At 73.3% G+C, this 12968-nt stretch carries 12 protein-coding genes; 5 read left to right on the top strand and 7 right to left on the bottom strand.

The features are described 5' to 3' along the window. Position 1: 1 nt before the first annotated feature. Both ACSU6L_RS24240 and ACSU6L_RS24235 read right to left on the bottom strand, forming a co-directional pair. A complete protein-coding gene (locus ACSU6L_RS24240; protein WP_437059994.1) occupies positions 2–763 on the bottom strand; it encodes a hypothetical protein in 762 nt (253 codons plus the stop codon). Between the two features lies 1 nt (position 764). Continuing rightward, positions 765–1313 (bottom strand): RNA polymerase sigma factor, encoded by a 549-nt coding sequence (locus ACSU6L_RS24235; protein WP_198948396.1) that lies wholly within the window; start codon positions 1311–1313, stop codon positions 765–767. A gap of 106 nt (positions 1314–1419) precedes the next feature. On the opposite strand from ACSU6L_RS24235, the gene ACSU6L_RS24230 reads away from it, so the two are divergent. Beyond that, complete coding sequence (locus ACSU6L_RS24230) at positions 1420–3690, top strand: TerD family protein (RefSeq protein WP_437059992.1); 2271 nt, start codon at positions 1420–1422, stop codon at positions 3688–3690. Positions 3691–3808: 118 nt separating this feature from the next. Further along, positions 3809–4837: an aspartate-semialdehyde dehydrogenase gene (locus tag ACSU6L_RS24225; protein WP_437059990.1), complete on the top strand. Its 1029-nt coding sequence runs from the start codon at positions 3809–3811 to the stop codon at positions 4835–4837. Positions 4838–4855: 18 nt separating this feature from the next. On the opposite strand, the gene ACSU6L_RS24220 is transcribed toward ACSU6L_RS24225, so the two are convergent. Continuing rightward, positions 4856–6076 carry an MFS transporter gene (locus ACSU6L_RS24220; RefSeq protein ID WP_437059988.1) on the bottom strand — a complete coding sequence of 407 codons (1221 nt, stop codon included), beginning with the start codon at positions 6074–6076 and terminating at the stop codon, positions 4856–4858. 69 nt (positions 6077–6145) lie between these two features. Between ACSU6L_RS24220 and ACSU6L_RS24215 the strand changes: the two genes are divergently transcribed. Continuing rightward, complete coding sequence (locus ACSU6L_RS24215; protein ID WP_437059986.1) at positions 6146–7039, top strand: LysR family transcriptional regulator; 894 nt, start codon at positions 6146–6148, stop codon at positions 7037–7039. Between the two features lie 3 nt (positions 7040–7042). Here ACSU6L_RS24215 and ACSU6L_RS24210 read toward each other — a convergent pair whose 3' ends face one another. Next, positions 7043–7525 (bottom strand): DUF1203 domain-containing protein, encoded by a 483-nt coding sequence (locus tag ACSU6L_RS24210; RefSeq protein ID WP_437059984.1) that lies wholly within the window; start codon positions 7523–7525, stop codon positions 7043–7045. Between the two features lie 112 nt (positions 7526–7637). Here ACSU6L_RS24210 and pepN point away from each other — a divergent pair, with 112 nt between their 5' ends. Then, positions 7638–10223, top strand: coding sequence for an aminopeptidase N (gene pepN, locus ACSU6L_RS24205; protein WP_437059982.1), 2586 nt, complete (start codon positions 7638–7640; stop codon positions 10221–10223). A 93-nt stretch (positions 10224–10316) separates the two neighbouring features. Here pepN and ACSU6L_RS24200 read toward each other — a convergent pair whose 3' ends face one another. Beyond that, entirely contained in the window at positions 10317–10463 is a 147-nt protein-coding gene (locus ACSU6L_RS24200) for a hypothetical protein (protein ID WP_437065246.1), read from the bottom strand. Positions 10464–10745: 282 nt separating this feature from the next. Between ACSU6L_RS24200 and ACSU6L_RS24195 the strand changes: the two genes are divergently transcribed. Beyond that, positions 10746–11378 carry an NADPH-dependent F420 reductase gene (locus tag ACSU6L_RS24195; RefSeq protein ID WP_437059980.1) on the top strand — a complete coding sequence of 211 codons (633 nt, stop codon included), beginning with the start codon at positions 10746–10748 and terminating at the stop codon, positions 11376–11378. A 31-nt stretch (positions 11379–11409) separates the two neighbouring features. Here the strand turns inward: ACSU6L_RS24195 and ACSU6L_RS24190 are convergent, their stop codons facing one another. Together ACSU6L_RS24190 and ACSU6L_RS24185 are read right to left on the bottom strand one after the other, a co-directional pair. Further along, entirely contained in the window at positions 11410–11934 is a 525-nt protein-coding gene (locus tag ACSU6L_RS24190; RefSeq protein ID WP_437059978.1) for a PASTA domain-containing protein, read from the bottom strand. An 80-nt stretch (positions 11935–12014) separates the two neighbouring features. Next, positions 12015–12944 (bottom strand): LysR family transcriptional regulator, encoded by a 930-nt coding sequence (locus tag ACSU6L_RS24185; protein WP_437059976.1) that lies wholly within the window; start codon positions 12942–12944, stop codon positions 12015–12017. Positions 12945–12968 lie beyond the last annotated feature (24 nt).

Here is a 12968-nt window from a genome sequence, read left to right as displayed (position 1 = left end):
CTCACTCGCAGGACATGCTCCGCGCCTCCGGCAGCGCGTCGACGATCACCGTCCGCTGCGGGGCGATGTCGTCCTCGCCGACGAACCAGAAGTCGGCGGCGGTGCCGTGGCGCGGGACGGCGACCAGAACCTCGTCGCCCACGCGCAGATGACGGGGCGCGCCGAAGACGGCGTCGTCGCCCTTGACGAACGTGGTCTCGTCCCCGCCGTCCTTCCCCGCCGGGATGTAGGAGCGGGTGACGTCGAGGGTGACGCGTTCCCGGTCCGTTCCGGGGACCGGGACGACGTCCGTCACCTCCCCCTCGACGAGCAGCCGGGTGCAGGCAAGATAGCCGGGCGAGCCGAGCGGGCCCACCGACTTGGCGCTGTCGGCGGCGCTCTCGGCGTTCGCCCCGCCCGCCGAGTCGTCGGCGCCCGCCCCGGCCTGGACGACCAGCCAGCCCATGCCGGCGAAGACGGTCGCGGCAGCGGCGGCGGCGAGGCCGGTCAGGGCCAGGCGCAGCGGGCGGCGGCGCGCCGGCCGCCGCAGCGGCACGGGCTCCGGTGCCGGACGGGCGGCTGGCTCGCTGCCCAGCGCGTGCCCGATGATCCCCAGCTGTTCGCGCAGCAGGGCCACATCGGCCTCGGCGGACCGGTACTCGGCCAGCAGGGCGGCGTCGGCGCGGGCCTCCTCGGACAGCGGCTCCCCGGTGACGACGGCCATCAACGGGTCGTCACGGCCGGCCCGGCCGGAGCCGTCATGCCCGTCGTGTTCGACGGTCACGTCACACCACCTCGTCCTCGTGCAGCCGGGCGCGCAGGGCCCGTACCGCCGTGTGCAGCCTGCTCTTGACCGTGCCCTCCGGGATGCCCAGCTCCTCGGCTATGGAGCGCACCGGCAGGTCGGCGTAGAAGCGCAGCACGACGACCTGCCGCTGGGCGTCGGGCAGTTCGTCCAGCCCCTGGGCTACGGCGACGGAGAGCACGCTGGTGTCCTCACCGGAGGGGTGCTCCAGCTGCCGCAGCGAGGCGAGCCGTTCCCCGATCCGCTCCTGCCGGCGTTTGGCGCGGTGCCAGTCCACGGCGAGGTTGGAGGCGACGACCGCCGCCCACGCGGAGACGTCCCGCGGCGCCTCGCGTCCGCTCGCGGCGCGTTCCAGCAACCGCAGGCGGACCTGCTGTACCCCGTCCAGCAGGTCCGCCTGCGGCACCCCGCCGAGAGCGAGCACCGCCCGCACCCGTCGTTCCTGGGCCGCGTCCAGGGGATCGTCGGAACCGTGGTCCGCCCGGTCCGCCCCCTGAACGCGGCGGGCCATTCTGCGCAGCACAGCCACCCCTCTCCTCGCCGCGTTTCCCCTATGACGCCGGCGGGGGCGGAAACGTTCGGCCCGACTTCCGGAATGTTTTCTTCACATGATCGGCGCTGTCAGCATGTGCCTCATGACGCACATCGCCAAAGGTGCCAACACCCCTGTCCCGGCCGGTCTGCTGCGGGTCGCCGTCTGCCGCCACAAGGTGGCGGGCACGCCCGCCGTGGACGTCTCGGCACTGCTGCTGGACGCGGCGGGCAAGGTGCGCGGCGACGCAGACCTCGTCTTCCGCGGCCGGCCCGCGCACCCCTCGGGGGCGGTACGGCACGTGGGCACCGGTGACAGCGAGAAGCAGCTCGCCGAGTGGCTGGAGCTGGACCTGCCCCGGGTGGAGCCCGCGGTCCAGCGCGTGCTGATCGCCGCGTCGTGCGCCGGCGGCGCCTTCGGGGCGGTGCCCGGACTGGCGGCGCAGACCGTCGCGCCGGACGGCACGATCCTCGTGCACTACGAGGTGACGGACGCCTCCACCGAGACGGCCTTCGTGCTCGGCGAGTTCTACCGGCGGGACGGGCAATGGAAGTTCCGCGCGGTCGGGCAGGGCTACGACTCGGGGCTCGCGGGGCTGGCGACGGACTTCGGGATCGCGGCGGAGCGGCCGGCCGCGCCCAGGGGGCCGGTGCCGAACACCGGGGTGTCGAAGGTGGCGGGTCCGCCGCCCGGGGCGACGCCGGAGCCCGGGGCGGCGCCGGAGCCCGGGGCGGCGCCGGAGCCCGCCGGGGCGGCGCCGGAGCCCGCCGGGGCGGCGCCGGAGCCCGCCAGGGCGGCGGTGGAACCCGCCAGGGCGGCGGTGGAGCCCGCCAGGGCGGCGGTGGAGCCCGCCGGTCAGGCGCCAGCGGCGAAGGCCGCCACCGCCTCGTCCGCCTCCACCGTAGCCTCAACCGCCTCGACCGCGTCGCCTGCGCGGAAGTCCTCCCCCACCCGCCTCGGCGAGGATTTCCGCCCCTGGACCCGCAGCGGGCGCGGCGAGCGCGTGGTGTCCGTGAAGCTGCCCGCGGGACCGGTGATCGTGGAAGGGCGCCACGACGGCGAGGGCCTGTTCTGCGTCGACACCCTCGACGACGACAAGAAGCCCGACCGCCTCGTCCTCAACAGCGCTCTGCCCCGCTTCCGGGGCCGCGGTCTGGCCACGGTGCCGGCCGACCGCCGGCTGCGGCTGCGGGTGCAGTTCCACGGCGACTGGGAGATCGCCGTACGGCCCCTGTCGGCGGCGCGCACCCTCGGGACCGGCGAGGAGGCGACGGGCTCCGGCCCCGACGTACTTCGGTACGACGGTCCCGCGGCCGATCTCCGGGCGCGGTTCGACGGCGGGCGGAACTCCGAGCTGTTCTGTGTGCACAGCCACGAGCCGGACCGGCTGAACGACCTCTACGACTACAAGCTCCTCGTCAACGAGATCGGCCGGGTCGACAAGACCGCACCGCTCCCCCGCGGTCCGCTGCTCGTCACCGTGGCCAACGGCGAGGGCGACTGGCGGCTCCAGGCGACCCCGATCCCGGTCCGCGACGGCTCGGCCGCCCCCGCCGACGGTGTCTACGAGGGGCGCGGGGACACGACCGTAACCCTGGTCAACCCCCGGCCCGGCCATCCGGCCCTGCTGGAGTACAAGATCGGCAACGCCGACGACCGGGGCCACGAGGTGATCCTGCTCGACGAGTACGGTGACTCGGACGGCGAGTGGATGAACGGCAGCCGGCACGGCGAGCGCGGCAGTCACGTGCTGTTCACCGCGGGCCAGTCGCAGCGCACCCTCCAGATCCGCCGGGTGGGCAAGTGGCGCCTGCGGGTGCTGCCCATCGAGGAGGCGCCCCTGCTGAAGGGCCCGGTGGAGGGCACCGGCAGCACGCTGCTGCGCTATCAGGGCCCGCCCACGCTGCTCAGGCTGTGCCGGACGTCCAGGAAGGCCGGGTATCTGGCGGCTCGCGCGCTGAACCATCCGCGCGGTCAGCACACGCTCATAGCGGACACCGACACCCGCCGCCGCCCCGTCGTCGGCCCCGTGTGGGTCGCCCCGGAGGGCTCCTGCTTCGTGCGCGTCCAGGCGGGCGACGGGGTCGGCTGGCGCGTCGAGCCGGTGCCCCTCGACGAGGCCCCCGTGATCGGCGGAGGGACCGAACGGGTCACGGGACGCGGATTCGGAGTCGTACGTCACACCGGACCGGAAACCGAGATGTTGCTCACGCACGACTACGACATGCTGTCCGACCTGATCCACCTCTTCGAACTGGACGAAAACCTGTTCCCTGTGCGTCATATCGGAAGATCCCGCGGTCGGCACCGGCTCCCGAACGGATTCCTCCAGATCAGGGGCTTCGGCGAGTGGGGGCTGGAGCAGCGGCGCTGACCAGGCCTGATCGTCCATCCCTCGGGCAAAAGATTGGACACACCCGCCGGGGTCCCCCGCATGATGGAAGGGACCCGTCCACAGGTCGGGTGTACGCACGCCACGCAAAGGAGTCGCCGTGAGGGTCGGAATCGTCGGAGCCACCGGACAGGTCGGCACGGTCATGCGCAGGATCCTGGCCGAGCGGGACTTCCCGGTCGACGAGCTGCGCCTGTTCGCCTCGGCCCGCTCCGCGGGGACGGTCCTCGACGGCGTGACGGTGGAGGACGCGTCCACGGCCGACTACACCGGCCTGGACATCGTGCTGTTCTCGGCGGGCGGCGCCACCTCCAAGGCGCTGGCCGAGAAGGTCGCCTCCCAGGGCGCCGTGGTGATCGACAACTCGTCCGCGTGGCGTCGTGACCCCGAGGTGCCGCTGGTGGTGTCCGAGGTGAACCCGCACGCGGTCGCCAACCGCCCCAAGGGCATCATCGCCAACCCGAACTGCACGACCATGGCCGCCATGCCGGTCCTGAAGCCGCTGCACGAGGAGGCGGGCCTGGAAGCCCTGGTCGTCGCCACCTACCAGGCCGTGTCCGGCTCCGGCCTCGCCGGTGTCGACGAGCTGTTCGAGCAGGTCAAGAAGGTCGGCGAGGACGCGCCGAAGCTGGCCCACGACGGTTCGGCGGCCGAGTACCCGGCGCCGAACAAGTACGTCGCCCCGATCGCGTACAACGTGCTGCCGCTGGCCGGCTCCATCGTCGACGACGGCCTGCACGAGACCGACGAGGAGCAGAAGCTCCGCAACGAGTCCCGCAAGATCCTGGAGATCCCGGAGCTGAAGGTCTCCGGCACCTGCGTCCGGGTCCCGGTCTTCACCGGTCACTCCCTCCAGGTCAACGCCCGCTTCGCCCGCCCGATCAGCGTCGAGCGCGCCAAGGAGCTGCTGGCCGGCGCCCCCGGCGTCGCCCTCACCGAGGTGCCGACCCCGCTGGAGGCGGCCGGTCAGGACCCGTCGTACGTCGGCCGCATCCGCGGTGACGAGACGGTCGACAACGGCCTCGCCTTCTTCGTCTCCAACGACAACCTCCGCAAGGGCGCGGCCCTGAACGCGGTGCAGATCGCGGAGCTGGTGGCGGCCGAGCTGACCACCAAGAAGCAGCAGTAACGCCATGTGAAGGGGCGGTCACCGGGAGCGGGTCGCGGTGACCGCCCCTTTCGCGCGCCCGACGGCGGGCACCGCGAGCAGCGCCACTCCCGCCCCCAGCAGCAGTACGGCGGTCGGCCCGGGCCCGTCCGCCACCCGGCCGCCGAGGAACGCGCCGAGCCCGATCGCCGCGTTGAACACCCCGGCGAACAGCGCGGAGGCCGCCTCACGGGAGCGCGGCGCGGCGGCCGACAGCCAGGTCTGGGCCGACACCGAGACACCGCCGTAGACCAGTCCCCAGAGCAGCAGCAGCGCGGCCGTGGCGGGCAGGGAGCCGCCCGCGAGGGCCAGCAGCGCGACGACCGTGCCGAGCCCGACGGCGATCGCCGTCAGTGCCCGGCGCGGGTGGCGGGCCGCGAGCGTGCCGCCCGCGAAGGTGCCGGCGACACCGGCGAGGCCGTAGCCGAGCAGGAGGGCGCTGACCAGGGCCGGGCCGGTGTCCGGGACGCGCTCCAGCACCGGGCGGACATAGGTGTAGGCGGCGAAGTGCCCGGTGACCAGCAGCGCGACCGCGATCAGCCCGCGCGCCACCGGCGAGGTGCGCAGCAGCGCCGGGAAGGTGCCCAGCCGCACCGGCCGCTCGGCGGGCAGCGGGGGCAGCGCCAGCGCGAGCACCCCGGCGACGGCCAGGGCGAGCCCGGTCAGCGCGGCGAACGCCCAGCGCCAGCCCGCCAGCGCGCCGAGGAACGTGCCGGCAGGGACGCCGAGCACCGAGGCGACCGCGATGCCGCTGAACACCAGCGAGGTGGCCCGCGCGGCCGCCCCGGGCACCAGCCGGGGGCCCAGCCCGGCGGCCACCGCCCACACCCCGCCGATGCACACCCCGACCAGGGCGCGGGCGAGCAGCAGCACCGCGAAGTGCGGGGCGAGCGCGGAGAGCAGGTCGGCCGCCGCGAGCAGGAGCAGCAGCCCGCACAGCACGGTACGGCGGTCGGCGCGGGCCAGGGCGACCGGCAGCAGCGGCGCGGCGACCGCGGCGACGAGTCCGGGCAGGGTGAGGGCGAGGCCCGCGACGCCGGCCGAGACGTCCAGTTCGGCCCCGAGGGGCGGGAGCAGGCCGACCGGCAGCATCTCGGTGGTGACGACGGAGAAGGTGGCGGCGGCGAGCGCGAGGACGGCGGCCCAGGGGTGCCGGGGACCGGACGTAGCAGCGGGCGGACCGCCCACGGCGGTGGGGGGAAGGGAAGTGGAGGAGGACATGTCTCCACCCTTTTGCCGGGCCGCCCGGGGAACAACGGCGAAGTTCTCAGCCTTCCATGAGCGGGACTCATGGATCGAGGTGGGGAGGCCCGAGTGCCGTCGTCCGGGTGGGAGCTGCGCGAGCTGGAGTGCTTCCTCGTCCTCGCCGAGGAACTGCACTTCGGGCGGACCGGGGAGCGGCTGTACGTCTCGCAGAGCCGGGTCAGCCAGTTGCTGCGCTCCCTGGAGCAGCGGATCGGCGCCCGCCTGGTGCACCGCACCAGCCGCCGGGTGTCCCTGACCCCGCTCGGTGAACGCCTCCTGGCGGACCTCCGGCCGGCCTACGACGCCCTGAGCGCGGCCGTGGACCACGCCCGCTCGGCTGCCCGGGGCGTCACCGGCACGCTGCGCCTGGGCTTCCAGGGCACGGCGAACGCGCGGCTGGTCGAGGCGGTCGGCGCGTTCGAGGCGGCCCACCCGGGCTGTGCGACGGAGCTCGTGGAGATCCCGTTCGCCGATCCGTTCGGCGCGGTGCGGGACGGCTCGGTGGACGCGGCGGTCGTCCTGCTGCCGATGGAGGAACCGGACCTGGTCGAAGGGCCGGTGTTCTCCCGGCAGCGGCAGACGGTCGCCGTCTCCGTCCGGCATCCCTTCGCCGGCCGCTCCTCGGTGACCGCCGCCGACCTGGCGTCGGTCCCGCTGGTCACGGCCGCGCCCCCGGCGCCCGCCTACTGGCGTGCCGCCCAGGCGCCCGGCCCGACCGCGGGCCCGGCGGTGACGACCCTTCAGGAGGGCCTGACGCACGCCGCCACCGGCCGCGCCGCCCTGCTGCTGTGCCGGCCCACCGCGGCCCACCACCACCGTGAGGACGTCACCTACGTGCCCGTCGCCGGTCTGCCCGACTCGGCGCTGACCCTGACATGGCACCGGGAGCGGGAGACGGAGACGGTACGGGCGTTCGCGCGGGCGGTGGCGGGCCTGTGACGGTTACGCGGTGCGGCGCGGCACCTCGTACAGGAAGCAGCCGTACTCCACCGCCCGCACATGCACCAGCGCGACCTCCGGGTCCGCGAAGGCCTCCGTGAAGGCATCCTCGAAGGACTCCTCGGGCGTCACGCGCCGGCCGCCGAGGATGCGGCCGTCGGCCGAGTAGCGGCGCACCACGCGGTGGGAGTCGGTGAAGGGCAGCTCGTCGCCCTCGGGGCCGGGGCATTCGTCCGCGTGGATGAACACGGGACCCTGTTCGTCGTAGGCCCCCGGGTCGGTGCCCGTGCGTGCCGCGCGGCGGCGCAGCGGGGCATAGGAGACCAGGGCGATCGACTCGCCGGGCACGCTGCGGCGCAGACAGCAGCGCAGCGGCGCGCCGCCCTCCTCGTCGGTCACGGGAACCATCGGGCGTCCCGCGTCGTCAGCAGTGCGCAGCTCCTTCAGGGCCTCGGGCGGGACGGCATGTGCGGTGTACGTCGTCATGCGCCCAGCGTGGCGCGCGTACGCCCCGCTCACCGGCGGGACACGGACATCGCGTTTCGTGCAGGTCCCGTGGAAGGATGGCGCAACCCACACATAACGAGGAGATGACCGCGTGCCTGGCACAAACCTGACTCGCGAAGAGGCGCAGCAGCGGGCGAAGCTGCTCACCGTTGACTCGTACGAGATCGATCTCGACCTCTCCGGCGCGCAGGAGGGCGGTACCTACCGGTCCGCGACCACGGTGCGCTTCGACGTCGCGGAGAGCGGGGCGGAGTCGTTCATCGACCTGGTGGCTCCGACCGTCCACGAGGTGACCCTCAACGGCGACTCCCTCGATCCGGCCGACGTCTTCCAGGGCTCCCGGATCGCCCTGCCCGGCCTGCTGGAGGGCCGCAACATCCTCCGCGTCGTCGCCGACTGCGCGTACACCAACACGGGTGAGGGCCTGCACCGGTTCGTCGACCCGGTCGACGACCAGGCGTACCTGTACACCCAGTTCGAGGTGCCGGACGCCCGCCGCGTCTTCGCCTCGTTCGAGCAGCCGGACCTGAAGGCGACGTTCCAGTTCACCGTGCGCGCGCCGGAGGGCTGGACGGTGATCTCCAACTCGCCGACGCCGGAGCCGAAGGACAACGTCTGGGAGTTCGCGCCGACGCCGCGCATCTCGACGTACATCACCGCGCTCATCGTCGGCCCGTACCACAGCGTCCACAGCGTGTACGAGAAGGACGGCCAGTCCGTCCCGCTCGGCATCTACTGCCGTCCCTCGCTCGCCGAGTTCCTGGACTCGGACGCCATCTTCGAGGTCACCCGGCAGGGCTTCGACTGGTTCCAGGAGAAGTTCGACTACGCGTACCCGTTCGAGAAGTACGACCAGCTGTTCGTGCCGGAGTTCAACGCGGGCGCGATGGAGAACGCGGGCGCGGTGACCATCCGCGACCAGTACGTCTTCCGGTCGAAGGTGACCGACGCGGCGTACGAGCTGCGCGCCGAGACCATCCTGCACGAGCTGGCCCACATGTGGTTCGGCGACCTGGTCACCATGGAGTGGTGGAACGACCTGTGGCTGAACGAGTCGTTCGCCACGTACACGTCGATCGCCTGCCAGGCCTACGCGCCCGACAGCCGCTGGCCGCACGCGTGGACCACCTTCGCCAACTCCATGAAGACGTGGGCGTACCGCCAGGACCAGCTGCCGTCCACGCACCCGATCATGGCGGAGATCCGCGACCTGGACGACGTGCTCGTCAACTTCGACGGCATCACGTACGCCAAGGGCGCCTCCGTCCTCAAGCAGCTCGTCGCGTACGTCGGCATGGACGAGTTCTTCCGCGGCGTGCAGGCGTACTTCAAGCGCCACGCCTACGGCAACACCCGCCTCAGCGACCTGCTGTCCGCCCTGGAGGAGACCTCCGGCCGCGACCTGAAGACCTGGTCGAAGGCGTGGCTGGAGACGGCCGGCATCAACATCCTGCGCCCGGAGATCGAGACAGACGACAAGGACGGGGTCGGTGTCATCACCTCGTTCGGCATCCGCCAGGAGGCCCCGGCGCTCCCGGCGGGCGCCAAGGGCGAGCCGACCCTGCGCCCGCACCGCATCGCGGTCGGCCTGTACGACCTCGACGAGGCGTCCGGCAAGCTGGTGCGCGTCGAGCGGATCGAGCTGGACGTCGACGGCGAGCTGACCGCCGTGCCACAGCTGACCGGCAAGCGCCGTCCGGCCGTGGTGCTGCTCAACGACGACGACCTGTCGTACGCCAAGGTCCGCCTGGACGAGCGGTCGCTGGCCTTCGTCACCGAGCACCTCGGCGACTTCGAGGCCTCCCTGCCGCGGGCCCTGTGCTGGGCGTCGGCGTGGGACATGACCCGGGACGCCGAACTCGCCGCCCGCGACTACCTGTCGCTGGTCCTGTCGGGCATCGGCAAGGAGTCCGACATCGGCGTGGTGCAGTCGCTGCACCGCCAGGTGAAGCTCGCCGTGGACCTGTACGCCGACCCGGCCGCCCGCGAGGCCCTGCTCACCCGCTGGACCGACGCCACGCTGGCGCACCTGCGGGCCGCCGAGGCGGGCGGCGACCACCAGCTGGCGTGGGCGCGCGCGTTCGCCGCGACCGCCCGCACGCCGGAGCAGCTGGACCTGCTGGAGGCGCTGCTCGACGGCTCGCAGACGATCGAGGGCCTGGTCGTGGACACCGAGCTGCGCTGGGCGTTCGTCGAGCGGCTGGCCGCGGTGGGCCGCTTCGACGAGGCGGAGATCGCCGCCGAGTACGAGCGGGACAAGACGGCCGCGGGCGAGCGCCACGCGGCGACCGCCCGCGCGGCCCGGCCGACGCCCGAGGCGAAGGCGGAGGCGTGGGCGTCGGTCGTCGAGTCCGACAAGCTGCCGAACGCCGTCCAGGAGGCGGTCATCGCCGGCTTCGTCCAGACCGACCAGCGTGAGCTGCTGGCTCCGTACACCGACCGGTTCTTCGAGGCGGTCAAGGGCGTCTGGGAGTCCCGCTCCCACGAGATGGCCCAGCAGATCGCCGTCGGCCTGTACCCGTCGGTCCAGGTCTCCCAGGACACCCTGGACAAGACGGACGCCTGGCTCGCCGCCGCCGAGCCGAACGCGGCCCTGCGCCGCCTGGTCTCGGAGTCCCGCGCGGGCGTGGAGCGCGCCCTGCGGGCCCAGACGGCGGACGCGGCGGCAGCCGAGTAGGCGCCCGCGGGTCCTGTTGCGCCGATGGGGGCGCCCGGTGCAGCACCGGGCGCCCCTTCCGCTACTCACCTGTCCGAACAAACACCCGCCACGTCAGCCGAGGGCGGGGTAGTCGGTGTAGCCGCGGTGGTCACCGCCGAAGGACGTGGCGCGGTCGGGCGTGTTGAAGGGGCCGCCGACGGCGAGCCGGGCCCGCGGCGCCTGGCACCGCTCCCTGATCCGGCCTGATCGACGAGACACCCCCTAGGGCGTGTCCGCAAAGTAGCGCCGTCTGCCCGGAGGGCAGGGCTCGCGGCGTCTGGTGCGTGCGATCGCAAGGCGGAGGGCCGCCCGCGTACTGGGCGTACGCGGGCGGCCCGGCAACGCGGCTGGGGTCCCCCCTGCTCGAAGAGCTTGGGGGAGTGCGTGCCAGACGCCGCGAGCCAGGCGGGACTTTGCGGACACGACCTAGGACTCACGGGGTACGGCGAACCCCTCCATGGAGGGACGCGGGCCTACAGCCCGCCGCCGTACCGTCGGGGCATGAAGATCGCCATTCTCGGAACGGGCGTCGTGGGCCGTGCACTTGCCCAGGGCTGGCTGCGGGCCGGTCATGAAGTCGTCATCGGTTCTCGGCAGCCGGAGAAGGCCCGGCTGCGGGCCGAGCTGAAGGGATTACCGGTTGCCGGCCTCGCCTCGGCCGTCACGGACGCGCCGGTCGTGGTCAACGCGACGCCGGGCACGGCGTCCGTGGAGCTGCTGACCTCCGTGGGCGCGGACGCGCTGGCCGGGAAGGTGCTGCTGGACGTGGCCGTCGGCTTCACCGAGGACGGCTCGCTGTCCCACCTCGGGGAGAGCCTGGGCGAGGAGATCCAGCGGACTTTCCCGCGGACCCGGGTCGTCAAGACGCTCTGCACGATCGACCGGAAGCTGATGATCGCGCCCGACTCGGTCCAGGGCCCCTCCACGCTGTTCCTGTCCGGCGAGGACGCGGAGGCCAAGAGGACGGTCGCCGGACTGCTGGGCGACCTGGGCTGGTCCGAGGACTCGCTGCTCGACCTCGGCGGCATCGCCACGGCCCGCGGCCAGGAGCACTACAGCCTGCTGTTCATCGGGATCGCGGAGGCGCTGGGGTCGTACGGGTTCGGGATACGGGTGGTGGAAGAGGCCGCCTGACCGGGCGCGTCACGACCGACGTCCGCCATCGCTAGCCAGGACACTTCTCCCCGTTGGGGACGGCCTCGAACAGCACGCTGTCCTCGATGGTCTCCCCGGCGGCGGGGGTCGTGGCGCACACCCGCCAGTCGTTCTCGTTGTCCGTGCCGCGGCCCTTGCCGGTGGCGTCGACCGCGGTGACGTCGCCGGTGAGGGCCGCCATCTGGTTGATCGCGTCCATGAGGTTGCGGCCGGCGTATGCGGGCATCTCGTCGCCCGGCATGGCCAGATAGCCCTCGGTGGAGGCGGGACAGGACTCGCCCTCCTTGACCACCAGGAAGACGACGAGGGTGTCGGGTTCCGCCTCGCCGGGCTCCGGATCCTGCGAGCAGACGCGCCAGTTGCGGTCCCAGACCTGGGCGCGGCCCTGACCGGTGGCGTCCTCGGAGGTGAGGTTGGTGAACCCGGCGCTCTGCGCCCGGTCCTGCGCCCTCTGGAGCTGCGAGCCGGTCATGTCGGGCAGCTCCTCCTTCGAGGAACATCCGGCGACCGCCGCCGTGAGCAGCAGCGCACTCATGACACCGGCAGTTCTGCGCACAATCCGACGCGGCATCGCGGCCCCCGTGATCTTCGTCCCGTCCCCTGAGGGAAGTGATCCTAACTCCAGGTTCGAACAGGTGACCGCGGCGAAGTGTGCGCCACCTCCCGCAGCACCTCCAGCACCCTCCCCACCGCCGGTGCCTCCTCCGCGCCCTTGCGTACGGCCGCCACCACATGCCGGTGCGGGCGGTCCTCGGCGAGTTCGCGCATCACCACCCCGGCGCGCCGCGCCCCCACCATCCGCGGCACCAGGGCGACACCCATCCCCGCCTCCACCATCGCCAGGATCGCCGTCCAGCCGGCCGCGGAGTGCCCCTGGACGGGGCTGAACCCGGCCGCCTCGCAGGCGCCGCGGGTGATGTCCGACCAGGGGCCGCTGCCGCCGAAGATCCACGGTTCGGCGGCGAGGTCGGCGAGGCGCAGGCGCGGTGCGGCGGCCAGCGGGTGGCCGTCCGGCAGGGCGAGGTCCAGGGGGTCGGCGAGCAAGGGCAGCACGGTGAAGCGGGGGTCCGCCGCCGTGGGGGCCTGGGCGGCGAGGGAGAGGGCGAGGTCGACGTCTCCGGCGGCGAGGAGGTCGTACGCCTCCCCCGCCTCGGCCTCCCGGACGCGTACGGTCACGCCCGGGTGCGTCCCCCGCAGGGCCCGTACGGCCGGTACGACCAGTGCGGGCACCGCCGTGGAGAAGGCGCCGACGCGGACCTCGCCGACCTCACCCTGCGCGTAGGCGGCCAACTCGGCGTCCGCGCGCTCCAGTTGTTCGAAGACCGCTTCCGCGTGCCGGAGCACGAGCCGGGCGGCGTCGGTGAGCCGTACCCGCCGCCCCTGTGCCTGGAGCAGGGGTACGCCGAGCTGGCGGGAGAGGTTCGTCAGCTGCTGGGAGACGGCTGACGGGGTCATCCGCAACGCCTCGGCCGTCGCGGTGACGGTCTCGCGTTCGCGCAGGGTGCGCAGGATCCGGAGCTTGCGGATGTCCCACTCGGCGGCCATGGCGGCCAACCTACGTGAGCGGCC

Origin of the sequence: Streptomyces sp. enrichment culture (assembly GCF_964272855.1) — a bacterium.
Taxonomy (GTDB): Bacteria; Actinomycetota; Actinomycetes; order Streptomycetales; family Streptomycetaceae; genus Streptomyces.
This window is presented reverse-complemented; position numbering and strand designations above follow the sequence as displayed.

Bases quoted from the DNA above. Each gene is read 5' to 3' on its own strand.
- ACSU6L_RS24230 (WP_437059992.1), top strand. From the start codon at position 1,420: ATGACGCACATCGCCAAAGGTGCCAACACCCCTGTCCCGGCCGGTCTG.
- ACSU6L_RS24220 (WP_437059988.1), bottom strand. From the start codon at position 6,076: ATGTCCTCCTCCACTTCCCTTCCCCCCACCGCCGTGGGCGGTCCGCCC.
- ACSU6L_RS24215 (WP_437059986.1), top strand. From the start codon at position 6,146: ATGGATCGAGGTGGGGAGGCCCGAGTGCCGTCGTCCGGGTGGGAGCTG.
- ACSU6L_RS24210 (WP_437059984.1), bottom strand. From the start codon at position 7,525: ATGACGACGTACACCGCACATGCCGTCCCGCCCGAGGCCCTGAAGGAG.
- ACSU6L_RS24195 (WP_437059980.1), top strand. From the start codon at position 10,746: ATGAAGATCGCCATTCTCGGAACGGGCGTCGTGGGCCGTGCACTTGCC.
- ACSU6L_RS24190 (WP_437059978.1), bottom strand. From the start codon at position 11,934: ATGAGTGCGCTGCTGCTCACGGCGGCGGTCGCCGGATGTTCCTCGAAG.
- ACSU6L_RS24185 (WP_437059976.1), bottom strand. From the start codon at position 12,944: ATGGCCGCCGAGTGGGACATCCGCAAGCTCCGGATCCTGCGCACCCTG.